Here is a 21,412-nt window from a genome sequence, read left to right as displayed (position 1 = left end):
CCCGCCCCAATCAACCGACCAGCCCGCTCGCGCTGGCCAGGCCCAGGAAGGCGAGGAACCCCATCGAGTCGGTGGTCATCGTCACGAAGATCGAGCTGGCCACCGCGGGATCGGCCTTGAGCCGGTCGAGCGTGACCGGGACGACCACGCCGGCAAGTCCCGCGATGAAGATGTTGGTCATCATCGCCGCCGCGATCACCCCGCCCAGCGCCGCATGGTGATAGAACAGCCCCACCGCCGTGCCGATCACACAGGCAACGGTCACGCCGTTGAGCAGCGCGATCGAGATCTCGCGCTGGATCGCGCGCAGCGTGTTCGACTGGGTCAGCTGGTTGGTGGCGAGTGCGCGCACCGTCACCGCCATGGTCTGGGTGCCGGCATTGCCGCCCACGCCGGCGACGATCGGCATCAGCGCCGCCAGCGCGACCATCTTCTGGATCGTGCCTTCGAACAGGCTGATGATCGTCGCAGCCACCAGCGCGGTCAGCAGGTTGGTCAGCAGCCAGCGGACGCGGCCCTTGTACGAGTCGATCACCGGCTCGTTGATGTCGCCTTCGCCGGCGCCGGAGAGCAGCAACGCGTCCTCGCCGGCTTCCTCGGAGATGATGTGGACGATGTCGTCCACCGTGATCATGCCGACCAGGCGGCCGCTCGGATCGACCACGGCGGCGGAGATCAGCGCGTATTTCTGGAAGCGCAGCGCCACTTCCTCCTGGTCCATGTCGACCGGGATCAGCGTCTGCTCGCGCTTCATCACATCGCCCATCGAGACGACGCGCGGCGTGCGCAGCACCCAGGAGAGCTGGCAGGTGCCGACCGGCTTGTGGCCCGGGTCGACCACGAAGATCTCCCAGAAATCGGTGGTGAGGTCCTCGTTCTTGCGGAGATAGTCGAGGACGTCGCCCACGCTCCAATGCTCGGGCACCGCGATCAGCTCGCGCTGCATCAGGCGGCCGGCGGATTCCTCCGGATAGGAGAGCGCTTCCTCGATCGCGGCGCGGTCGTCGGGGTCCAGCGCGCGCAGCACCTCGCGCTGGTCCTCGACATCCATGTCCTCGATGATCGCGACGGCATCGTCGGTATCGAGCTCGGCCGCGATGTCGGCGACCTGGGTGGCGGTGAGCGACTCGACCAGCGCTTCGCGGACCCAGTCGTTCATCTCGGCCAGCACGTCGCCGTCGATCAGGTCCGCGATCGCGGCGACGAGCGCGGGGCGTTCCTCGGACGGCGCAAGCTCGACCAGGTCGGCGATGTCGGCGGGGTGGAGCGGCTCGGCCAGTTCGTGCGCGCGCGCGGCATCGCCGTCATGGACCGCGTCGAGCACCGCATCGACGAACTCGGGGCGCAGCCGATCATCCTCGTCGAGCTGGGGCTCGGGCGCGCTGTTGTCCGCCTGAAGTTCGGTCTCGCTCACGGTTCGACCTCCCTTGTTCGCCCCTCCTTCGCCGCTGCCATTGCCGGCCGTGATTTGCAAGTCGCCCCGCGCGCTACTAGGTGCAGTGCAAATCCTTCTCAGGAGTAATCTGCGTGTCCGAACCCACCAAGCTCGTCATGACCCTCGATACCGGCGACGTGCACATCCAGCTGCGTCCCGATCTCGCTCCCAAGCATGTCGAGCGCATCGCTACCCTTGCCGACGAAGGCTTTTATGACGGCGTGATCTTCCACCGCGTGATCGACGGCTTCATGGCGCAGGGCGGCGATCCCACCGGCACCGGCATGAGCGGCTCGAAGCTGCCCAACCTGCCCGCCGAGTTCAGCCGCGAGCCGCATGTCCGCGGCGTCTGCTCGATGGCGCGCACGATGGATCCGAACAGCGCCAACTCGCAGTTCTTCATCTGCCTCGACGACGCGACCTTCCTCGACGGCCAGTACACCGTCTGGGGTGTGGTCACCGAGGGCATGGAGCATGTCGATGCGCTTCCCAAGGGCGAGCCGCCGCGCGAGCCGGGCAAGATCGTCAAGGCCCGTACCGAGGCCTGATCGAACGAAGAGCCCCTCCCGATCCGGAGGGGCTTTTTGTATCTAGGCGACGCGATCGGCTTCGAGCACGTCGATCAGCCAGTCGTGGAACAGCTTCACCGGCCGCGTGGTCAGCGCGCGCGGGCGGCAGACGAACCAGTAGCTGTAATCGCTCTCCACGGTCAGGTCGAAGAGCTGGACCAGCCGGTCGTCGCGCGCCGCCTCGAAATGCGATTCGAGCATGAAGGCGACGCCCAAGCCCTGCGCGGCCGCCTCGAGCATCAGCGTGCCCGAATCGAAATGGTCGATCGCGGCCGGCTCGATTTCCTGCTCCGAGAGCCCCGCCGCCGCGCGCCATGCCGTGAACGTATCCGCCATGTCGCGGTGGACCAGCGCGGTCAGCTTCGACAATTGCTCCGGCCGGGTGATCGGGTCGGCCCCTTCCAGCAACGACCGCGCGCCGATCACATAGACGCGGTTGCGGTCGAGCCGCTTGGCGTAGAGCGTCGGGTCGATGTCGCGCGCCACCACGATCGCCGCGTCGAGCCCGTCGCCCAGCCGCGCCACCGCATGGCCGCCGGTGTCGACGTCGAGGTGCAGCTCGGGATGCTTGCGCTTGAGGTCGCCCATGTGCGGCATCAGCCGCTGGGTCGCGAACAGCGGCAACAGGCCGAGGCGCAGGCGCAGCAGCTCGGTGCCGCTGGTCATCGTCTCCACTGCATCCGCCATGGTATCGAGCGCCGGGGCGATCATGCCGAGCAGCCGGTCGCCGTCGTCGTTGAGCTTGAGCGCCTGGTGGCGCCGCTCGAACAGCGGCTTGCCGATGAAGCGTTCGAGCGCCTGGACGCGGCGGCTCAGTGCCGGCGAGGAAAGCGCCAGCTCCTCGGCGGCAGCCTTGATCGATCCCAGTCGCGCGACCTGCACGAACGCCTCGATTGCCGTCAGGGGAGGAAGTCGTCGCATCTCGCTCTCTTTTTGTTGCGCTGCGTCATTATCCTTGGCGTGGGTTTTGCTCCACGCCAATGCCCTTTTGGGTGTTAGCCATATATCACCTTTGTTATCACCGATTGCAAGTTGTGCACGCGTTAATGTTTCTTTTCGCACTTGCACAAAAACCGGCCGCACTGCACAAAGCACGTGCCTTTCAGGCATCCTCTCCTAAAACTTTCCCGGCCGGTCCTCGAGATCGGCCTTTTTTTTGGCCGCGCGATTCGCGCCGGGCCATGCCCGGTGCCGGGCGCTGCCGCCTCCGCCGTTGCGGCGGCGAAATCCGCACCCCATGTTCCCCGCACAACGCCTGCGGAGAACAGAAACATGGCGGACGAAGAAGCGCAGCCGATCAAGCTGCAAGTTGCCAATGCCCGGCCCGAGGACAGCGGCCGTGGCCTCGCGCATCTGCCGCGCGCCCTGATGGCGCGGCTCGGCCTCACCGAAGGCGATGTGATCGAGATCGTCGGCAAGCGCGCCACCCCGGCGCTTGCCGTGCTGCCCTATGCCGAGGACGAGGGCCTCGAGATCCTGCGCATCGACGGCCTCCAGCGCGCCAATGCCGGCGTCGGCTCGGGCGATTTCGTCGAGGTGCGCAAGGCGGTGTCCAAGCCCGCGACTCGCGTGGTGTTCGCGCCTGCCCAGCAGAATCTCCGCCTCCAGGGCAGCGGCGAGGCGCTCAAGCGCGTCTTCTTCCAGCGCCCGCTGGCCCAGGGCGATGTCGTCAACACGAACGCCCAGCAGCGCGCGGACATCCCGCCCCAGGTCGCCCAGTTCCTCCGCGCGCCCGCCTATGCGCTGCAGGAGATTCGCCTCAACGTCGTCTCGGCCAGCCCCAAGGGCATCGTCCATATCGACGAGAATACCGAGGTCGAGCTGCGCCCCGAATATGAGGAGGTCGGCGGCGACGGCCGCCGCGCCGACGTCACCTATGACGATATCGGCGGCATGGCCGGCACGATCGACCAGCTCCGCGAGATGGTCGAGCTTCCCTTGCGCTATCCCGAGCTCTTCCAGCGCCTGGGCGTCGATCCGCCCAAGGGCGTGCTCCTCCATGGCCCGCCCGGCACCGGCAAGACGCGGCTCGCCCGCGCCGTCGCCAACGAGTCGGACGCGCAGTTCTTCCTGATCAACGGGCCCGAGATCATGGGCTCGGCCTATGGCGAATCGGAGGGGCGCCTGCGCCAGATCTTCGAGGAAGCGGCCAAGGCGGCGCCGTCGATCGTCTTCATCGACGAGATCGATTCGATCGCGCCCAAGCGCGGCCAGGTTTCGGGCGAGGCGGAGAAGCGCCTCGTCGCCCAGCTGCTCACGCTGATGGACGGGCTCGAGGCGCGCGCCAACATCGTCGTCATCGCCGCGACCAATCGCCCCGATGCGATCGACGAGGCGCTGCGCCGGCCGGGCCGGTTCGACCGCGAGATCGTCGTCGGCGTGCCGGACGAGCGGGGCCGCCGCGAGATTCTCGGCATCCACACCCGCGGCATGCCGCTCGGCGACAAGGTCGATCTCGGCGAGCTCGCCCGCACCACCTTCGGCTTTGTCGGCGCCGACCTGTCGGCGCTCGCCCGCGAGGCGGCGATCGAGGCGGTGCGCCGGATCATGCCGAAGCTCGATCTGGAGAAGGGCACGATCCCGCCCGAGGTGCTCGATACCCTTGCCGTCACCCGCGAGGACTTCCTCGAGGCACTCAAGCGCGTCCAGCCTTCGGCGATGCGCGAAGTGATGGTCGAGGCGCCGCGCGTCCGCTGGGAGGATGTCGGCGGGCTCGACGATGCCCAGATGCGGCTCAAGGAAGGCGTCGAGCTGCCGCTCAAGGATCCCGACGCGTTCCGCCGCCTCGGCATCCGCCCGGCCAAGGGCTTCCTGCTCTATGGGCCGCCGGGTACCGGCAAGACCCTGCTCGCCAAGGCCGTCGCGCGCGAGGCGGAGGCGAACTTCATCGCCACCAAGTCGAGCGACCTGCTCAGCAAATGGTATGGCGAATCGGAGCAGCAGATTGCGCGCCTGTTCGCCCGTGCCCGCCAGGTCGCGCCCTGCGTGATCTTCATCGACGAGCTCGATTCGCTGGTGCCGGCGCGTGGCGGCGGCCTGGGCGAGCCCCAGGCGACCGAGCGCGTGGTCAATACGATCCTGTCCGAGATGGACGGGCTCGAGGAGCTGCAGTCTGTGGTGGTGATCGGGGCGACCAATCGGCCGAACCTGATCGACCCGGCGCTGCTGCGTCCCGGACGGTTCGACGAGCTGATCTATGTCGGCGTGCCCGATGCTGCCGGACGGGAAAGGATCCTGCGCATCCAGACCGAGAAGATGCCGCTCGCCGGCGACGTCGATCTCAAGGCGATCGCCGAGCAGACCGAGCGCTATACCGGTGCCGATCTGGAGGATGTAGTCCGCCGCGCCGGCCTGGTCGCGCTGCGCCAGTCGCTCCAGACCAAGGAAGTGACGCAGGCGCATTTCGACGAGGCACTCGCCGATTCGCGCGCCACGGTCACGCCCGAGATGGAGAATGAGTACCAGGCGATGTCGGGCCGGCTGAAGCAGCAGGCCTCGGCGATCCAGCCGCTGGGGTTCATCGCTCCCGGCATGCTCCAGGGCCGCGGCCCGAAGGGTGCGGACTGACCCCTATCGCTCCCCTCCCTGCAAGGGAGGGGCTGGGGGTGGGTGGAGTGCTCGCGTTCCGGAATGGCCTGGCGATGCGGCATCCGTATTGCCAGGCCTCTACCCACCCCTCGATCCCCTCCCTGGAAGGGAGGGGAGGCGCGTTCATGCCCGCCGCGTCGCCACCCAGGCATAGACCAGCAGGCACCCCAGCGCCCCCGCCGCGGTCAGGTACGGCAGCGGCCGCCACACCTCGTATAGCCCCACCCCGATCGATGGCCCGAGCACGAACGCCGCGCCGTTCACCGATGTGACCTTGCCCGCCACCGATCCCTGCGATTCCGCCCCCACCCCCAGCGAGGCGCCAGCGGTGAATCCCGGCCGGGCGAAGCCCATCCCCAGCGAGATCAGCGCATAGCCCATCGCGATGCCGTACAGCGTCGTCGCGGTGCCGGTCGCCACGCAGCCGAGCAGCCCCAGCGCGGCACCCGTCAGGATCAGCGCGCGCGGGCGCAGGTCGAGCATCGGGATCAGTCCCCATTGCGCGAGCAGCGACGCGCCGGCGCCGATCATCAGCACCAGCCCGGTCGGGTGCAGCGCTTCCACCGGGGGCAATTGCATCCGGTCGATCACCAGGAAGCCGATCGCCTGGCCGGTCATCGCCTGGGCATGGCCGATGATCAGGCCCGCGATGATCCAGGCGCGGATGCGCGGATCGAAATAGCGGACATTCTCGCTGGTCTCCTCGGCGGTGGCGGCGGTCACCGTGGCGCCGGTGCCTTGCCCGCCGATCGAGGGATAGGAGATCGCGGCGCCATGGGCATGGCCCTCGTCCTTGGGCAGGCCCCGGGCGGCGGCGATCCAGATCACCGCGCCGATCGCGCTGGCGGCAAAGGCGGGGCCGGCGAGCCCTATCAAGGGTCCTCCCGGCCAGAGATGCCCCATCACAAGATAGGGTGCGATCGCCGGGCCCAGGATCGTGCCGAGTCCGAAGGCGGACGCGAGCAGGGTCAGCGCCTGGGTCCGCTCCTCGCGGCTGGTCCGCCCGGCGACGATCGCCTGCACCGCCGGCGGCGCCGCCGATCCGAAGGTCCCGTAGATCACCCGTCCGGCGACAAAGGCGATGAAGGTCGCCACCGGCCCCAGCCAGCCATTGATCCCCAGCGCCAGGCACAGGCCGCACAGGCCCAGCGACACGGTGAAGCCGGCGATGCCGATCAGCACCATCAGGCGGCGGCCATGCCGGTCGGACCGGTTGGCCCAGAAGGGGGCGGAGATCACCCAGAGCAGGGCGGAGACCGAGAAGACCGCGGCGACGGCGCTGTCGGGCGCATGGAGCGAGCGGCCGAGCGCCGGCAGCACCGATTGCAGCGCGGTATTGCCCGCCGCGATGACGAGCATGACGGTGAACAGCAGCCCGAAGGTGCCGTCGACCCGCCGGAACTTCACGGTCGCTGCCAGCTATAGCTGCGCCCGATCTCGGCGACATGGAGCATGTACCAGCTATACCAGCGCCCGCGCCCGGCCTCGCGCGTCTCGGCATGTTCGGGATGCTGGCGCCAGGCCACGGCGCTGGCTTCGTCGGCCCAATAGCTGAGCGTGATCGCCTGGGCCTGGTCGTTGCCGACATGATCGACGCCGCGATAGCCCGGCTGCTGCGCCGCCAGCGCATCCATCCGCGCCGCGGCCTCCGCATAGCCCGCCGGGTCCGTGCCGGTGCGCGCGGAAATGAACATGACGACGGTTTGCCCGCTGCGATCCTCTGCCATGGACCCTGCCCCTAACCTAACCGTCACCCCGGCGAAAGCCGGGGTCTCAGGCGAAGGCGCATGACGCCGCCCCGCGCCAACCTCCGATGGCGCCGAAGGGCAGCGCTACCCGCAATTCCCCGTCACCCTGAACTTGTTTCAGGGTCCAACTATCCACGAACGATATCCCTCGCGGCGCCTTGGATGCTGAAACAAGTTCAGCATGACGAAGGAGGATCGCAGCGCCCACTTTCGCTTGCCGGCATTTGTCCGTAGCGCCTGCGCCATGATTACCGATTGGCATTTCTACGCGCTCGCCGTGCCCGCGGTGATCCTGCTCGGGCTCAGCAAGGGCGGGTTCGCCGGCATGGGCGCCCTCTCCCTCCCCCTGCTCGCCTTCGCGATCGATCCGGTCCGCGCCGCCGCGATCACCCTGCCGATCCTGATCGCGCAGGACGTGGTCGGCGTCTGGGCGTTCCGCCGCACGGTCGACTGGCGGCTGCTCGGCTGGATGCTGCCAGGCTCGATGCTCGGCATCGCGCTCGGTTACTGGTTCGCGGCCAGCGTTTCGTCGGCGGCAGTGATGGCGATGGTCGGGGCGATCTCGATCCTGTTCGGCGCCTATCGGCTCTGGGCCGCCCGCAACGCGACGCCCAGGGACACCGCGCGCTGGCCGGACTGGATCGGATCGCTGTTCGGAATCGCCTCGGGCTTCACCAGCCAGATCGCCCATGCCGGCCAGCCGCCCTTCCAGCTCTGGGTGCTGCCGCGCAACCTGCCGCGCGACGTGCTTGTCGGCACCACCGCGATCTTCTTCGCCGCGACCAACTGGATCAAGGTGCCGGCCTATCTCGCGCTCGGCCAGTTCACCCGGGCCAACCTCATGACCTCGGCCGCGCTGCTGCCGCTCGCGCTGGTCTCCACCGTCGCCGGCGTCTGGCTGGTGCGCAAGGTCGATGCGGCGCGCTTCTATACCGCGATCTATGTGCTGATGATCGGCGTCGGCATCGCTCTCGTCGCCGAGGCGATCCGCTGAACTCCCCTCCCTTCCAGGGAGGGGAAGCAGATCAGTCGAACAGGCTGGAGACCGAGCTCTCGTCCGCGATGCGCTTGACCGCTTCGGCAAGCAGCGGCGCGATCGTCAGGTGGCGGATCTTGCTGCTCTCGGCGATCACGGCGTGGTTGCCGATCGAGTCGGTGATGACCAGCTCGGCCAGCGCCGAACCATCGACCCGGGCGACGGCACCGCCCGAAAGCACGCCGTGCGTGCAATAGGCGACCACGTCCTCGGCGCCCGCCGCCTTGAGCGCGGCGGCGGCGTTGCACAGCGTGCCCGCCGAATCGACGATGTCGTCGATCAGGATGCAGAAGCGCCCTTCGACATTGCCGATGATGTTCATCACTTCCGATTCGCCCGGGCGCTCGCGGCGCTTGTCGACGATGGCGAGCGGAGCGTTCTCCAGCCGCTTGGCCAGCGCGCGGGCGCGGACCACGCCGCCCACGTCGGGCGAGACCACCATCCACTTCTTGTCGGGGAAGCGGCTGTGGATGTCGGCGCTCATCACCGGTGCGGCGAAGAGATTGTCGGTCGGAATGTCGAAGAAGCCCTGGATCTGCCCGGCATGCAGGTCGACCGAGAGGACACGGTCGGCGCCGGCGGTGGTCACCAGGTTGGCGACCAGCTTGGCCGAGATCGGCGTGCGCGGACCCGGCTTACGGTCCTGGCGGGCATAGCCGAAATAGGGGAGCACCGCGGTGATGCGCTTGGCCGATGCACGCTTCAGCGCATCGATCATGATCAGCATCTCCATCAGGTTGTCGTTCGCCGGATAGCTGGTCGACTGGAGCACGAAGACGTCCTCGCCGCGGACATTCTCGAGGATCTCGACGAAGATCTCCTCATCCGCGAAGCGGCGGACATTCGCCTGGGTCAGCGGAATCTCGAGATACTCGGCGATCGCCTTGGCGAGCGGCGCGTTCGAATTGCCGGCCAACAATTTCATCGAAAATCTCCAGCGTGTCCCGTTGCGCCCCTTTGTCAGCCGATTCCCGGCGGGGCAAGACGGGGAAGTGCTTATACACGGCTAATGCATCGGTGGCGTGGCTTTCACGGCACGGCTAAGGGCAGCACATGACCGTCACCACCCGCTTCGCGCCGAGCCCCACCGGCACGCTCCATGTCGGCAATATCCGCACCGCGCTCCACAACTGGATGTTCGCGAAGCGGCATGGCGGGCGGTTCCTGCTGCGGATCGACGATACCGATGGCGAGCGCTCGGAGGAGCGCTTCGTCGCGGCGATTCGCGCTGATCTCGCCTGGCTGGGGCTGCATCCCGATGGCGAGGAACGCCAGTCGGCCCGGTTCGATCGCTACGAGGCGCGGCTGGCCGAGCTGGCGGCCGCGGGGCGGGTCTATCCGGCGTACGAGACGGCGCAGGAGCTGGAGCTCAAGCGCAAGGTGCTGCTCGGGCGCGGCCTGCCGCCGGTCTATGACCGCGCTGCGCTGGCGCTGAGCGATGCGGACAAGGCGAAGCTGGAGGCCGAGGGCGTCCGCCCGCACTGGCGCTTCAAGCTCGACCATGACGCCATGATCGAGTGGGACGACATGGTCCGCGGCCCGCAGCGCTTCGATCCGAAGACGATGAGCGATCCGGTGGTGCGCCGCGCCGACGGCAGCTGGCTCTATCTGCTCCCCTCGGTGATCGACGATATCGATATGGGCATCAGCCATGTCGTGCGGGGCGAGGATCATGTCTCGAATACCGCGACCCAGCTCCAGATGTTCGCCGCGCTCGGTGCCGAGCCGCCCCGCTTTGCCCATGAGGCCCTGCTCACCGGCAGCGAAGGCAAGCTCTCCAAACGGCTCGGTTCGCTCGGGTTGGATCATTTCCGCGGAGCAGGGATCGAATCCCAGGCCCTGCGCGCCCTGCTAGCCAGACTCGGCACCAGCGATCCCGTCGAGCCCTTTGTCGATTCGGCGCCGCTGGTCGAAAGCTTCGACTTCGCCCGGTTCGGCCGCGCGCCCGCGCGGTTCGACGAGGAGGAACTGGCCCAGCTCAACGCCCGCATCGTCCACCAGCTCGGCTATGCAGCCGTGCAGGATCGCCTGCCCGCCGGCATGAGCGAAGCAGGCTGGGACGCGATCCGCCCCAACCTCTCCACTGTCGCCGAAGCCGCCGACTGGTGGCAGGTGGTCGAAGGCCCGGTGCATGCCGAGATCGCCGAGGAGGACCGCGCCTTCCTCGCCCAGGCCGCCGGGATCGCCACCGGGCTCGACTGGGCAGACCCCTGGCCGGCGCTCACCGGCGCGCTCAAGGAAGCGACCGGCCGCAAGGGCCGCGCGCTGTTCCTGCCCCTGCGCCTCGCCCTTACCGGCCGCGAGCATGGCCCGGACATGGCGGCTTTGCTCCCGCTGATCGGCAAGGATGCTGCCCTGGAGCGCCTGCGCGGCACATGATCGCAAAAACATTTGCACGCAAAATGTAATGTTGTATCATCACTGGAGTCGGCTCAGTCCGGCAATGGAGATGGAGTGCAACGCCATGTACGCTGAAACTCGCTACCGGCCCCAGCAATCGCGCACCGTCAGTATCGGGGCGTCGCTGCTCTTCAGCGGGGCGATCATCATCGGGATGATCTATTCCTCGCCCAACTTCGTCCGGATCATCAGGGACACCACCCTCACCACCTATCCGGTCGAGGAGCGGCTGCCGCCGCCGGTCGAGAAACCCAAGGAACAGCCCAAGCCCGATCCCAAGCCGGCAATGCAGCCGCCCGTCACTGCGCCCGATCCGGTCATCAAGACCATGCCCACCGACAACAGGATCGAAACCACGCCGGATATCCCGTCGGTCACACCGGACAACAGCAAGCCGGTCGAAACTGGCCCGGTGTTCAAGCCGGAACCGCGCGTCGAGCCCGCGGTGCTGCCTTTGGTCGGCGCGCGCCGTGACCCGCGCTACGCCGAGGACTTCCAGCCCGCCTATCCCGCCTCCGAACTGCGTGCCCAGCGCGACGGACGCGTCTCGGTCCGGGTGCTGGTCGGCGCCGATGGTCGAGTGAAATCGGTCGAGCAGGTCAGTGCCACCAGCGCCGCCTTCTTCGACGCGACCAAGCGCCAGGCACTGTCCAAATGGCGCTTCAAGCCGGCGACGCGCGGCGGCGTCGCGGAGGAAAGTTGGATGACGCTCAGCGTCACCTTCGAGATCAAGGACCAGTAACGGGACGTTCTTGATAGCGCGGGGGCTGGCTCTCGGGCCCCCGCGCTCCTATCTTCGGCACCAAGATGGACTACCTCAAGAGATTCAACCCGCTGCTCGCCTTTGGCGATTTCAGGCGCTGGCTTGCCACCCGCAAGACCTATGAGCTGTGGTTCATGATGCTCGCCATGGTGGTCACGCTGGTGATCCTCTACATGTTCGTGAAGGATTCGGCCGTCGAGGCGCCCTACAAGCGCGACATCATCTATGTGCAGCAATGGCGCCTCGATCGCAGCGACGCCGATATCAAGGCGCAGCAGGCCAAGGACCTGCCCGAGGAGCTGAAGCGCAAGGCCGAATATGAGGCGGCGCAGAAGAAGCGTCAGGCCGAATTCAAGAAATATGACGATTGGCTGACCCAGCACGGCTTCTGAGCGACACGCGCTGGATGGGGGCTGCGCTCGCGCTGGCGGAGCGGGGCAGGGGGCGGACTGCGCCCAATCCCAATGTCGGCTGCGTGATCGTGCGCGATGGAATCGCCGTCGGACGCGGCTGGACCCAACCCGGCGGCCGGCCGCATGCCGAAGCGATGGCACTGGCGCAGGCCGGCAAGAAGTCGCGCGGCGCAACTGCCTACGTCACGCTCGAACCCTGCGCGCATGAGTCGGTGCGCGGACCGGCCTGCTCCAACCTGCTGGCCGCTGCCGACGTCGCCCGCGTGGTAATCGCACTTGGCGATCCAGATCCACGCACCAATGGGGCAGGGACCGCCCGCCTGCGTGCCGCCGGAATCGAAGTGACCGAAGGCGTCCGCACCGAAGAGGCGCGGCGTTCGATGGCCGGTTTCCTCACCCGGCTGGAGCGGGGGCGCCCGTTCGTCACGCTCAAGCTCGCCACCTCGCTCGACGGCCGCATCGCGCTTGCTTCGGGCGAGAGCAAATGGATCACCGGTGAACAGGCGCGGGCGCATACCCATCTCGAGCGTGCCCGGCACGAGGCGATCCTGGTCGGCCGGCGGACGATGGAGATCGACACCCCCCGGCTCGACGTCCGCCTGCCCGGCCTCGAGGATCGTTCGCCGCGCAGGCTGGTGCTTTCTGCTGCCGGTGAACTGAAATCCCCGGCGGACATTGCGAAGCTGGAGGGCATCAACCATCTGTTCGTCGAGGGCGGGGCCGAGACCGCAGCGTCCTTCCTGCGCGCCGACCTGGTCGATCGGCTGCTGCTCTACCGCGCGCCGATCCTGATCGGCGGCGACGGGCGGCCGGCGCTTGGGGATATTGGTCTCACCCGGCTGGGCGATGCCCAGGATCGCTGGCGGCTGGTAGAAAGCCGCATGCTTGGCAAGGACAGGATGGAGGCCTACGAGCGCGCCTGATGTTTACTGGAATCGTCACCGATATCGGCACCGTCGAGGCAACCGAGAAGCAGGGCGACCTGCATGTCCGCGTCTCCACCGCCTATGAAACCGGGGGCATCGATCTCGGTGCGTCCATCTCCTGCTCGGGCGTCTGCCTGACCGTGGTCGACAAGGGCCCGGCCTGGGTCGCGTTCGACGTGTCGGGCGAGACGATCAGCCGCACGGCCGAGGGCATGTGGACCTCGGGCCGCAAGCTCAACCTGGAGCGCGCGCTCAAGCTCGGCGACGAGCTGGGCGGCCATATCGTCACCGGCCATGTCGATGGCATCGGCACGGTCAAGTCGATCGAGGAGATCGGCGGCTCGCATCACATCGTGATCGCCGCCGGCCCCGAGCTAGCGCCCTATGTCGCGCCCAAGGGCTCGATCACCGTCGATGGCGTCTCGCTCACCGTCAATGCGGTGCGCGACACCGATGCCGGCGTCGAGTTCGACCTCAACATCATTCCGCACACCGCCGCCGTTACCACGTTCGGCGCACTTGAAGCAGGGCAGGCCGTCAATCTCGAGATCGACGTGCTCGCCCGTTACCTGCAGCGCATGGAGGCGCTCCGTGGCAAAGCCTGAACTCGCCCGCCTGAAGCATGGTTTCCTCTCCTCGCCCGAGGAGCTGATCGACGAGGCCCGTAACGGCCGCATGGTTATCCTCGTCGATGACGAGGACCGTGAGAATGAGGGCGACCTCGTCATCCCCGCCCAGATGGCGACGCCCGACGCGGTCAATTTCATGGCGCGCTTCGGCCGTGGCCTGATCTGCCTGGCGCTTACCGCCGAGCGCGGCCGACAGCTTCAGCTGGAGCCGATGGCACGCATCAACGGCACCCCGCTGGGCACCGCCTTCACTGTCTCGATCGAGGCGAAGGAAGGCATCTCGACCGGTATCTCCGCCGCCGATCGTGCGCGCACCGTCGCGGTGGCGATCGATGCGACCAACGGTCCGGATGCGATCACCTCGCCCGGCCATGTCTTCCCGTTGATCGCCAAGGACGGCGGTGTTCTCGTCCGCACCGGCCATACCGAGGCTGCGGTCGATCTGGCGCGGCTTGCCGGGCTCAATCCGTCGGGTGTGATCTGCGAGATCATGAAGGACGACGGCACCATGGCCCGTCTCGACGATCTCATCGCCTTCGCCCAGTTCCACAATCTCAAGCTCGGCACGATCCGCGACCTGATCGCCTATCGCCGCCGCCACGACCATCTCGTCGAGAAGCGTGCCGAGACGCGGTTCGAGAGCGAGTGGGGCGGCGAGTGGACCGCGCTGACTTTCTGGAACAAGGCAACCGAGAGCGAGCAGGTCGCGCTGGTCAAGGGCAAGATCGATCCCGCCAAGCCCACGCTCGTCCGCATGCACGCGCTGTCGCCCTTCTCCGACATCTTCGGCGAGGGCGGTGCGCGCGGCGGTCTGCTGCGCCGGTCGATGGAGCTCATTGCCGAGGAGGGTTCTGGCGTGGTCGTGGTGATCAACAAGCCGCGCCCCGATCAGTTCACCGTCGCGCTCCAGGCACGCGCCGGCACGCTCGAGGAAAAGGACATGGACGAGCTGCGCGACTATGGCGTCGGCGCGACGATCCTCACCGAACTCGGCGTGCAGGACATGGTCCTGCTCACCAATACGCACCACACGCTCGTGGGACTCGACGGCTATGGCCTGTCGATCGTCGGCGAGCGTCCCATCGATACCGGAGAATGACTTGGCACGTGTCCTGATCGTCGAAGCGCGTTTCTACGCGCATCTGAATGACCTGCTGCTCGAAGGCGCGCGCGCCGCGATCGAGGAAGCGGGCCACAGCCACGAGACCATCACCGTCCCCGGCGCGCTCGAGATTCCCGGCGCGGTGGCGATGGCGGCGGAGAGCGGCCGCTACGACGCGTTCGTCGCGCTTGGCGTGGTGATCCGCGGCGAGACCTATCACTTCGAGGTCGTTTCGAACGAAAGCGCCCGCGGCCTGATGGCGCTGGCGATGGATTCGCTGCCGATCGGCAACGGCATCCTCACTGTCGAGAACGAGGCCCAGGCGCTCACCCGCGCCAAGCCGGACGAGAAGGACAAGGGCGGCGAGGCTGCCAAGGCGGCGCTGGCGATGCTGGCGCTCAAGAGCAAGTTCGGCTGATCCGATGGACATGCCCCCGACCCGCTACCGTGTAGTGGAGCAGGGGCGTCGCCTGATCGTGATCGATACGCAGGCGGGGCGGTCTTCCTCCCCGCCTGTTGTCGTATCCAGGCCCGAACTATTTGCGGACCGGCGGCGCGCCATGGAAGCACCGCGACCGCAATCACAGGTTCAATCCCCACCCCGCCCGTCAGGCGCGCCCGAACCCCTTGGGCGCTATGCTGGAGGGGAGGGATTCAGTTTCGTCAGCGCGCGCTGGTATGATGGCGAGGGGCCGCGGCGTATCCGGCTCGACCAGGACGGAGTCACGCAGCTTGTTGCGGTGCTGCTGATCGGTCTTGTCGTCCTGGGCTTCTTCGTCACGCTGATCGGCTGGCCGATCCTGCTGGTGCTCGGCTTCCTGGCGTTCAATCCCAAGACCCGCGCCGGCCTGCGCACCGCCGGCGCTACCTGGCTGACCGCGATCGACCGGCCGCAATAGCTCCGTCGAGACATGGTCCGCGCCCGTCGCGGTTCGATTGCTCCCGATCCTCCCGCGCGGCAGCCCGCGCGGGACACCTTCGGGAGGGATCCATGTTCCGCTATGCCATTGCCTTTGCCCTGATCTCGCTCGGCTGTGCCTGCGCGCCCTCGCCCAGCCAGGCCCAGGCCCAGCAGGGCAGCGTGAGCGGCCGGGTGGTCGATGACCAGGGCAGGCCGGTCGCCGGCGCCGAGATCTATGTGAACTACCAGTCCTTCGGCGGCGGCCGGGCGATGCAATATGGCGCCAGCCACCAGCGCGGCACCAGGACCGGCCCCAACGGCACCTACCGGATCCGCGTCGCCGACATGGCGCCGGGCGAATACAGCGTCTCCGGCTATGCCACGCTCAACGTCAACGGGCAGCGCATCCAGGTGAAGCTGATCCCTACCAATGAAGCGAACTTCGCCAGCACCGCCGCGACCGTGCGCAACTTCCGGCTCGGCTATACCGAAGGCAGCGGCGAGAGCAGCTACGGCGTCGGCGGCATCGTGCTGGTGCAGACCGCGGTGATGGACTTCACCCCGCTCGGCGAAGTCGAGGTGACGCTGGTCCCCTCGAAGGGCGGCGCACCGCTCACCCGCCGCCTGCGCCAGACCGGAGAGGGCTGGGTGGCGACGGGCGTGCCGTTCGACGATTACCGGGTCAGCGTTCGCCACCAGGGCCGCCAGCTGCTCGTCCGCGACGGCGGCAGCGGCCCCTGGGTCGACAGCTTCGTGGGCAGGTTCAAGCCGCTCGGCGCATCCAGCTACGAGATGCGGATCGACATCAAGCAGCCTTAGGCGGCCTTGGCATCCCAGGCGGGATAGTCGGTATAGCCCTCGGTCCCGCCGATATAGAACAGCTCCTCGCGCTGCGGGTTGAGCGGCAGGCGCTCACGCAGGCGCAGCGGCAGGTCCGGATTGGCCAGGAAGGTGCGGCCATAGGCGATCGCATCGGCCTCGCCCGCATCGAGCGCGGCCTGGGCGTCGTCGAGGTGATAATCGGCGTTGAGGATCAGCGGCCCCTTGAAGACCTTGCGCATCCCCGGATGGACCGGCGGATGATCGGGCAGGCCGCGCGTGCCGCCCGGGCGCGGCTCGCGCATCTCGAGAAAGGCGATGCCGATCTCGTCGAGCGTCGCCGCCGCCGCTTCGAACAGTGGCGCCGGGTTGCTGTCGTTGATGCCCTGCACTTCGCCATTGGGCGAGAGCCGCACGCCGGTGCGATCGCCGCCGATCGTGTCGACCACGCGCTGGGTGACTTCCTTCAGCAGCCGCACCCGATTGGGGATCGAGCCGCCATACTGGTCTTCGCGGAAGTTCGAATTGTCGCGCAGGAAGCTGTCGATCAGATAGCCATTGGCGGCATGGACCTGCACCCCGTCGAAGCCGGCGCGGATCGCGTTGCGGGCGGCGCGGGCATAATCGTCAAGCAATCCGGGGATCTCGTCGGTGCGCAGCGGCCGGGCCTGGGCATAGGGGCGCTTGATCTCGCCGCTCTCCTCGGCCGGATAGGTGCGGACGCTGCCCGGCGCGGTGTTCGCCGAGGCCGAGACCGGGGCTTCGCCGCCGAGGAAATCGGGATGGACCAGCCGGCCCATGTGCCACAGCTGGGCGACGATGCGGCCGCCGGCTGCGTGCACCGCCTCGACCACCGGCTTCCACGCATCGGTCTGCGCGTCGCTCCACAGGCCCGGGGCATAGGCCCAGCCAAGGCCCTGCTGGCTGATGCCGGTGGCTTCGGAGATGATGAGGCCGGCGCTGGCGCGCTGGGCATAATAGTCCGCCATGATCGGCGTCGGCACATGCGCGCGCGTCGCGCGGCCGCGGGTGAGGGGGGCCATGAACAGGCGGTTCGGCGCATGGATCGCGCCCAGCTGGATCGGATCGAACAGGTTCGGCATCGTCGCAAATTCCCTAACGACTGTGACGACGGCCAAATAGGTGGCTAAGGGGGCGCATGCATCGGCCCGCCCCTTCAAGAAAAGCTTCGTCGCCGCAAACCGGCTCTGCGTTGCCGATCCTCGCCTTGCTTGCCGGCAACATCGCGCTCGCCTTCGGGCCGTGGTTCGTGCGTCTTGCCGATGTCGGGCCGGTATCCGCCGGTTTCTGGCGCCTCGCCATCGCCGCGCCGATCCTGATTGCGCTGGCCTTTGCCGGGCAGAAGCGCCCCTTCGCCGCGGCAGGCGGCCTGTGGCCGGCGATCGCGCTGGGCGGCATCGCCTTCGCCGCAGATCTGGCGAGCTGGCATGTCGGCATCCTGCAGACCACGCTCGCCAACGCCACGCTGTTCGGCAATTCGGCGACCCTGATGTACCCGATCTATGGCTTCCTCGTCGCCCGCATGTGGCCGACGCGGACGCAGGGCCTCGCGCTCGCGCTCGCCGCCGCCGGCGCCGGGCTGCTGCTCGGGCGCTCCTACCAGCTCTCGCCCGATCATCTTGTCGGCGACCTGCTCTGCCTGCTCGCCGGCACGCTCTACACCGTCTATTTCGTGCTGATGAGCAAGGCGCGCGAGGCGATGGCGCCGATCCCGGCGCTTGCGCTCTCCACGCTCGCCGGCATCCTGCCGCTGGCGCTCGCTGCCCATCTGATGGGCGAGACCTTCTGGCCCCAGCATTGGGGAATCCTGGTCGGCCTCGCGCTGGCGAGCCAGGTGGTGGGGCAGGGGCTGATGATCTACGCGATCGGCCATCTCCCGCCGCTGGTGGTCGGCATCGGCCTGCTCTCCCAGCCGATCGTCGCCGGGATCGTCGGCTGGAGTGCCTATGGCGAGAAGCTCGGCCTGGCCGATTTCATCGGTGCCGTCCTCGTCGCGATCGCGCTCGTGCTGGTGCGCAGCGGCGGCTCGCGGCTTGCGCCGGAAGCTGAGGGGGTTAAATCGCAATGATGGACCTGAAGGACGCGACTCTCGACGAACTGCGCGCCGCGCTTGCCCCGCAAGTGGCGGCCAATGCGGCGTTCGACGGCTGGAACAACCGCGCGCTGGACGCCGCCGCCGATACGCTCGGCGTCGACCGCGATGTCGCGCATCTCGCCTTCACCGATGGCCCGGTCGCGATGATCGACGCCTGGTTCGCCCATATCGATGCCGCGATGCTCGCCCGTTTCACGCCCGAGCAGCTGGCGGCGATGAAGATCCGCGCCCGCATCACCGCCCTGGTCGAGGCCCGGCTCGATCTCGCCGCTCCGCACCGCGAGGCGCTGCGCCGGGCGCTCGCCATCCTCGCCATGCCGCAGAACGCCGCGCGCGGCGCGAAGCTCGGCTGGCGCGCCGCCGATGCGATCTGGCGTGCCGCGGGCGATACCGCCACCGACTATAACCATTATACCAAGCGCATGACGCTCGGCGCCGTCTATGGCTCGACGATCGCGGTGTTCCTCGACGATGAGAGCGAAGGCCAGGCCGATACCCGCGCCTTCCTTGCCCGCCGCATCGAGAACATCATGCAGTTCGAGCGGACCAAGGCGAAGTGGCTGACCCCGCCCGAGCATCATTTCAGCCTGTCGCGCTTCATCGGACGGCTGCGCTATCCCGCCGTATAAAACCGCACTGGCGCATCCCGGGCGCAATTGATAATGACTCGCAGCATGAATGCCCCCGCTGCGATTCCCGTGCCCATTCCGCTTGCCAGCCTGCCCCGCCACAAGCCCGGTGCCGTCGCCACTGTCGACTGGAGCAAGCTGAGCGAGCCCGAGGGCAGGCGCCTGCGCGAGCTGGGGCTCGATGAGGGCGTGGAAGTCGAGCTGCTCCACAAGTCCGGCCTGCTCGGCGGCGGGCCGATCGCCTGCCGCATCGGCCGGATGACCGTCGCGCTCCGCCGTCACGTCGCCTCGGCGATCCAGGTCAGCCCCCGGTCATGAACGCGGCCCCGCTGGTTGCGCTGGTCGGCAATCCCAATGCCGGCAAGAGCGCCCTGTTCAATGCCCTTACCGGCGCCCGCCAGAAGGTCGGCAACTATCCCGGCGTCACCGTGGAGCGCCATGCCGGCCGCTTCTCGCTGCCCGATGGCCGCCCGGTCGAGCTGCTCGACCTGCCCGGCACCTACAGCCTCGATCCCTCGAGCCCCGACGAGCAGGTCACCCGCGACGTGCTGGTCGGCAAGCAGGAAGGCGAGCGGCTGCCCGACGCGATCATCGTCGTCGTCGATGCCACCAATCTCGACAACCACCTGCGCTTCACGCTCCAGCTGATCGCGCTGGGCCTGCCGGTGGTGGTCGCGCTCAACATGGTCGACATGGCCGAGCGCGACGGGCTGATCCTCGATCCCCAGGCGCTCGAGCGCGAGCTCGGCGTGCCGGTGGTCGCCACCGTCGCGGTGCGCAAGCGTGGGCTCGACATGCTCAAGGAGCGGCTGGGCGATGTGGTCCGCGGTGACCACAAGCTGCGCAAGAGCGACGGCGTCCAGCACGAGATGGTCGTGCTCCAGCGCCGCGCCCGCCAGATCGCCACCGCGGTCACCATCTCCGAGACCGCCGCGCGCCGCTGGACGCACCGGATCGACGCGATCGTGCTCCATCCGGTCGCCGGGCCGATCATCCTGCTCGCGCTGATGTTCGTCATGTTCCAGTCGGTCTTCGCCTGGGCCGAGGCGCCGATGGGCTGGATCGAGGCCGGCATAGCCTGGATCGAGGACGCGGTTTCGGGCGCGCTGCCCGCCGGCTTCGTCCGCGATTTCCTCACCCAGGGCCTGATCGCCGGCGTCGGCGCGGTCGTGGTGTTCCTGCCGCAGATCCTGATCCTGTTCGCCTTCATCCTGGTGCTCGAGGCGACCGGCTACATGGTCCGCGCCGCGATGCTGATGGACCGGGTGATGTCCAGCGTCGGCCTGTCGGGCCGCGCCTTCATCCCGCTGCTTTCCAGCTTCGCCTGCGCCGTGCCCGGCATCATGGCGACGCGGACCATCGCCGACGAGAAGGACCGGCTCACCACGATCCTGATCGCGCCGCTGATGACCTGCTCGGCCCGCCTGCCGGTCTATGCGATCATCATCGGCGCGCTGATCCCCGATCGTGCGATCCTCCCGGGTATAGGCCTGCAGGGGCTGGTGCTGTTCGGCCTCTATATCCTCGGCATCGCCGGCGCGTTCGGCGCGGCGCTGCTGCTTCGCCGCACGGTGACCAAGGGCGCGACGTCGGGCTTCATGATGGAGATGCCGAAATACCAGGCGCCGCGCATCGGCGACGTGTTGCTCGGCCTGTGGCAGCGCGCGATGATCTTCCTCAAGCGCGCCGGCACCACCATTGCCGCGACCGTGGCGATCCTCTGGCTGCTCGCCACCTTCCCCCAGGCGCCCGCCGGGCAGAAGCAAAGCGAATATTCGATCGCCGGCCGCATCGCGAGCGGGATCGAGGTCGTGGTCAAGCCGATCGGCTTCAACCACGACATCTCGCTGGCGCTGCTCCCCGCGATGGCGGCGCGCGAGGCGGCGGTGGCGGCCATCGGCACCGTCTATGCGGTCGACAATCCCGAGGATGCGCGGGGTGAGGCGACGATCACCGAGAATCTGCGCGCCCGCTGGACGCTGCCGACCGCGCTCGCCTTCCTGATGTGGTTCGTCTTCGCGCCCCAGTGCATCTCGACGATCGCGGTGACGCGGCGCGAGACCAATGGCTGGAAATGGCCGATGTTCATGATCGGCTATCTCTTCGCGCTGGCCTATGTCGCGGCGGGGCTCACCTATTGGAGCGCGGTGGCGCTGGGGTTGTAGCGGCTGCCTCTAACCTGCTCCCCGGGGGGGGGGGGGGGGGGGGCGGGCGGGGGGGGGCGGGGGGGGGGGGGGGGGGGGGGGGGGGGGGGGGGGGGGCGCGGTGTCCGGCGCGATGGCGGGGACGGCGAGGAGGCTGGTGGCCAGGGTCAGCGCCGACAAGGCGGTGCCTGCAC

22 protein-coding genes are annotated in these 21,412 nt (G+C 68.1%); 16 read left to right on the top strand and 6 right to left on the bottom strand.

Features of this window, described 5'->3' with window-relative positions:
• Positions 1-10: 10 nt before the first annotated feature.
• On the bottom strand, positions 11-1,414 hold the full coding sequence (gene mgtE, locus AAHM44_RS04725) for a magnesium transporter (protein WP_269573364.1): 1,404 nt from the start codon (positions 1,412-1,414) through the stop codon (positions 11-13).
• 137 nt (positions 1,415-1,551) lie between these two features.
• Here mgtE and AAHM44_RS04720 point away from each other — a divergent pair, with 137 nt between their 5' ends.
• Positions 1,552-1,983, top strand: a complete 432-nt coding sequence (locus AAHM44_RS04720; protein WP_221416155.1) for a peptidylprolyl isomerase — start codon at positions 1,552-1,554, stop codon at positions 1,981-1,983.
• A gap of 42 nt (positions 1,984-2,025) precedes the next feature.
• Here the strand turns inward: AAHM44_RS04720 and AAHM44_RS04715 are convergent, their stop codons facing one another.
• Positions 2,026-2,925, bottom strand: a complete 900-nt coding sequence (locus AAHM44_RS04715) for a LysR substrate-binding domain-containing protein (protein ID WP_184163206.1) — start codon at positions 2,923-2,925, stop codon at positions 2,026-2,028.
• Between the two features lie 351 nt (positions 2,926-3,276).
• On the opposite strand from AAHM44_RS04715, the gene AAHM44_RS04710 reads away from it, so the two are divergent.
• Positions 3,277-5,571: a CDC48 family AAA ATPase gene (locus AAHM44_RS04710; protein WP_342249233.1), complete on the top strand. Its 2,295-nt coding sequence runs from the start codon at positions 3,277-3,279 to the stop codon at positions 5,569-5,571.
• Between the two features lie 144 nt (positions 5,572-5,715).
• Here AAHM44_RS04710 and AAHM44_RS04705 read toward each other — a convergent pair whose 3' ends face one another.
• The gene (locus AAHM44_RS04705; RefSeq protein WP_269576534.1) at positions 5,716-6,951 is read right to left on the bottom strand and encodes an MFS transporter; all 1,236 of its coding nucleotides are present in this window, start codon (positions 6,949-6,951) and stop codon (positions 5,716-5,718) included.
• Positions 6,952-6,995: 44 nt separating this feature from the next.
• The gene (locus AAHM44_RS04700) at positions 6,996-7,319 is read right to left on the bottom strand and encodes an antibiotic biosynthesis monooxygenase family protein (RefSeq protein ID WP_342249232.1); all 324 of its coding nucleotides are present in this window, start codon (positions 7,317-7,319) and stop codon (positions 6,996-6,998) included.
• Between the two features lie 265 nt (positions 7,320-7,584).
• Between AAHM44_RS04700 and AAHM44_RS04695 the strand changes: the two genes are divergently transcribed.
• Positions 7,585-8,334, top strand: coding sequence for a sulfite exporter TauE/SafE family protein (locus tag AAHM44_RS04695; RefSeq protein ID WP_342249231.1), 750 nt, complete (start codon positions 7,585-7,587; stop codon positions 8,332-8,334).
• A 31-nt stretch (positions 8,335-8,365) separates the two neighbouring features.
• Here AAHM44_RS04695 and AAHM44_RS04690 read toward each other — a convergent pair whose 3' ends face one another.
• Entirely contained in the window at positions 8,366-9,301 is a 936-nt protein-coding gene (locus AAHM44_RS04690) for a ribose-phosphate pyrophosphokinase (protein WP_184163198.1), read from the bottom strand.
• 128 nt (positions 9,302-9,429) lie between these two features.
• Between AAHM44_RS04690 and gltX the strand changes: the two genes are divergently transcribed.
• The 9 genes from gltX to AAHM44_RS04645 all read left to right on the top strand — a co-directional run bounded on the left by gltX (position 9,430) and on the right by AAHM44_RS04645 (position 16,329).
• Positions 9,430-10,755 (top strand): glutamate--tRNA ligase, encoded by a 1,326-nt coding sequence (gltX, locus tag AAHM44_RS04685; protein ID WP_269573368.1) that lies wholly within the window; start codon positions 9,430-9,432, stop codon positions 10,753-10,755.
• A gap of 85 nt (positions 10,756-10,840) precedes the next feature.
• Positions 10,841-11,518, top strand: a complete 678-nt coding sequence (locus AAHM44_RS04680; RefSeq protein WP_342249230.1) for an energy transducer TonB — start codon at positions 10,841-10,843, stop codon at positions 11,516-11,518.
• 65 nt (positions 11,519-11,583) lie between these two features.
• Positions 11,584-11,931: a hypothetical protein gene (locus AAHM44_RS04675; RefSeq protein WP_184163191.1), complete on the top strand. Its 348-nt coding sequence runs from the start codon at positions 11,584-11,586 to the stop codon at positions 11,929-11,931.
• Between the two features lie 14 nt (positions 11,932-11,945).
• Positions 11,946-12,875: a bifunctional diaminohydroxyphosphoribosylaminopyrimidine deaminase/5-amino-6-(5-phosphoribosylamino)uracil reductase RibD gene (gene ribD / locus AAHM44_RS04670; RefSeq protein ID WP_342249281.1), complete on the top strand. Its 930-nt coding sequence runs from the start codon at positions 11,946-11,948 to the stop codon at positions 12,873-12,875.
• Complete coding sequence (locus tag AAHM44_RS04665) at positions 12,875-13,483, top strand: riboflavin synthase (RefSeq protein WP_269573371.1); 609 nt, start codon at positions 12,875-12,877, stop codon at positions 13,481-13,483. Before ribD ends, AAHM44_RS04665 begins: the two co-directional genes overlap by 1 nt.
• Positions 13,470-14,606, top strand: a complete 1,137-nt coding sequence (gene ribB, locus AAHM44_RS04660; RefSeq protein WP_269573372.1) for a 3,4-dihydroxy-2-butanone-4-phosphate synthase — start codon at positions 13,470-13,472, stop codon at positions 14,604-14,606. The genes AAHM44_RS04665 and ribB overlap by 14 nt, the downstream gene beginning before the upstream one ends.
• A gap of 1 nt (position 14,607) precedes the next feature.
• Entirely contained in the window at positions 14,608-15,027 is a 420-nt protein-coding gene (ribH, locus tag AAHM44_RS04655) for a 6,7-dimethyl-8-ribityllumazine synthase (protein ID WP_184163183.1), read from the top strand.
• A 142-nt stretch (positions 15,028-15,169) separates the two neighbouring features.
• Positions 15,170-15,508, top strand: coding sequence for a hypothetical protein (locus AAHM44_RS04650; protein ID WP_342249229.1), 339 nt, complete (start codon positions 15,170-15,172; stop codon positions 15,506-15,508).
• A 92-nt stretch (positions 15,509-15,600) separates the two neighbouring features.
• A complete protein-coding gene (locus tag AAHM44_RS04645) occupies positions 15,601-16,329 on the top strand; it encodes a carboxypeptidase-like regulatory domain-containing protein (protein ID WP_342249228.1) in 729 nt (242 codons plus the stop codon).
• Here AAHM44_RS04645 and AAHM44_RS04640 read toward each other — a convergent pair.
• Positions 16,326-17,432: an alkene reductase gene (locus AAHM44_RS04640; RefSeq protein WP_342249227.1), complete on the bottom strand. Its 1,107-nt coding sequence runs from the start codon at positions 17,430-17,432 to the stop codon at positions 16,326-16,328. The two genes, AAHM44_RS04645 and AAHM44_RS04640, sit on opposite strands and share 4 nt — an antisense overlap.
• A 56-nt stretch (positions 17,433-17,488) precedes the next feature.
• Between AAHM44_RS04640 and AAHM44_RS04635 the strand changes: the two genes are divergently transcribed.
• Genes AAHM44_RS04635 through feoB form a run of 4 tightly spaced genes read left to right on the top strand, consistent with a single transcriptional unit; the run spans position 17,489 to position 21,239 of the window.
• The gene (locus tag AAHM44_RS04635) at positions 17,489-18,418 is read left to right on the top strand and encodes a DMT family transporter (protein ID WP_269573376.1); all 930 of its coding nucleotides are present in this window, start codon (positions 17,489-17,491) and stop codon (positions 18,416-18,418) included.
• A complete protein-coding gene (locus AAHM44_RS04630; protein ID WP_446745952.1) occupies positions 18,415-19,074 on the top strand; it encodes a COQ9 family protein in 660 nt (219 codons plus the stop codon). The genes AAHM44_RS04635 and AAHM44_RS04630 overlap by 4 nt, the downstream gene beginning before the upstream one ends.
• Before the next feature lie 45 nt (positions 19,075-19,119).
• A complete protein-coding gene (locus AAHM44_RS04625) occupies positions 19,120-19,392 on the top strand; it encodes a FeoA family protein (protein WP_269576536.1) in 273 nt (90 codons plus the stop codon).
• Positions 19,389-21,239, top strand: coding sequence for a ferrous iron transporter B (feoB, locus tag AAHM44_RS04620; RefSeq protein ID WP_342249225.1), 1,851 nt, complete (start codon positions 19,389-19,391; stop codon positions 21,237-21,239). The genes AAHM44_RS04625 and feoB overlap by 4 nt, the downstream gene beginning before the upstream one ends.
• The last annotated feature ends 173 nt before the right edge of the window (positions 21,240-21,412 follow it).

It is taken from the genome of Sphingomonas sp. OTU376, from assembly GCF_038440415.1.
GTDB classification, from domain to species: domain Bacteria; phylum Pseudomonadota; class Alphaproteobacteria; order Sphingomonadales; family Sphingomonadaceae; genus Sphingomonas; species Sphingomonas kyeonggiensis_A.
The sequence above is the reverse complement of the archived record's forward strand: the minus strand, read 5'-3'. Positions and strand labels throughout refer to the sequence as shown.

What these genes read in the sequence shown, in the direction of transcription:
- AAHM44_RS04630 (WP_446745952.1), top strand. Translation starts at nt 18,415, where the DNA reads ATGATGGACCTGAAGGACGCGACTCTCGACGAACTGCGCGCCGCGCTT.
- AAHM44_RS04700 (WP_342249232.1), bottom strand. Translation starts at nt 7,319, where the DNA reads ATGGCAGAGGATCGCAGCGGGCAAACCGTCGTCATGTTCATTTCCGCG.
- AAHM44_RS04680 (WP_342249230.1), top strand. Translation starts at nt 10,841, where the DNA reads ATGTACGCTGAAACTCGCTACCGGCCCCAGCAATCGCGCACCGTCAGT.
- AAHM44_RS04635 (WP_269573376.1), top strand. Translation starts at nt 17,489, where the DNA reads ATGCATCGGCCCGCCCCTTCAAGAAAAGCTTCGTCGCCGCAAACCGGC.
- AAHM44_RS04705 (WP_269576534.1), bottom strand. Translation starts at nt 6,951, where the DNA reads ATGCTCGTCATCGCGGCGGGCAATACCGCGCTGCAATCGGTGCTGCCG.
- AAHM44_RS04710 (WP_342249233.1), top strand. Translation starts at nt 3,277, where the DNA reads ATGGCGGACGAAGAAGCGCAGCCGATCAAGCTGCAAGTTGCCAATGCC.
- ribD (WP_342249281.1), top strand. Translation starts at nt 11,946, where the DNA reads ATGGGGGCTGCGCTCGCGCTGGCGGAGCGGGGCAGGGGGCGGACTGCG.
- AAHM44_RS04690 (WP_184163198.1), bottom strand. Translation starts at nt 9,301, where the DNA reads ATGAAATTGTTGGCCGGCAATTCGAACGCGCCGCTCGCCAAGGCGATC.
- AAHM44_RS04650 (WP_342249229.1), top strand. Translation starts at nt 15,170, where the DNA reads ATGGAAGCACCGCGACCGCAATCACAGGTTCAATCCCCACCCCGCCCG.
- AAHM44_RS04720 (WP_221416155.1), top strand. Translation starts at nt 1,552, where the DNA reads ATGACCCTCGATACCGGCGACGTGCACATCCAGCTGCGTCCCGATCTC.
- AAHM44_RS04645 (WP_342249228.1), top strand. Translation starts at nt 15,601, where the DNA reads ATGTTCCGCTATGCCATTGCCTTTGCCCTGATCTCGCTCGGCTGTGCC.
- AAHM44_RS04665 (WP_269573371.1), top strand. Translation starts at nt 12,875, where the DNA reads ATGTTTACTGGAATCGTCACCGATATCGGCACCGTCGAGGCAACCGAG.
- AAHM44_RS04640 (WP_342249227.1), bottom strand. Translation starts at nt 17,432, where the DNA reads ATGCCGAACCTGTTCGATCCGATCCAGCTGGGCGCGATCCATGCGCCG.
- AAHM44_RS04695 (WP_342249231.1), top strand. Translation starts at nt 7,585, where the DNA reads ATGATTACCGATTGGCATTTCTACGCGCTCGCCGTGCCCGCGGTGATC.
- AAHM44_RS04675 (WP_184163191.1), top strand. Translation starts at nt 11,584, where the DNA reads ATGGACTACCTCAAGAGATTCAACCCGCTGCTCGCCTTTGGCGATTTC.
- gltX (WP_269573368.1), top strand. Translation starts at nt 9,430, where the DNA reads ATGACCGTCACCACCCGCTTCGCGCCGAGCCCCACCGGCACGCTCCAT.
- AAHM44_RS04715 (WP_184163206.1), bottom strand. Translation starts at nt 2,925, where the DNA reads ATGCGACGACTTCCTCCCCTGACGGCAATCGAGGCGTTCGTGCAGGTC.
- AAHM44_RS04625 (WP_269576536.1), top strand. Translation starts at nt 19,120, where the DNA reads ATGAATGCCCCCGCTGCGATTCCCGTGCCCATTCCGCTTGCCAGCCTG.
- feoB (WP_342249225.1), top strand. Translation starts at nt 19,389, where the DNA reads ATGAACGCGGCCCCGCTGGTTGCGCTGGTCGGCAATCCCAATGCCGGC.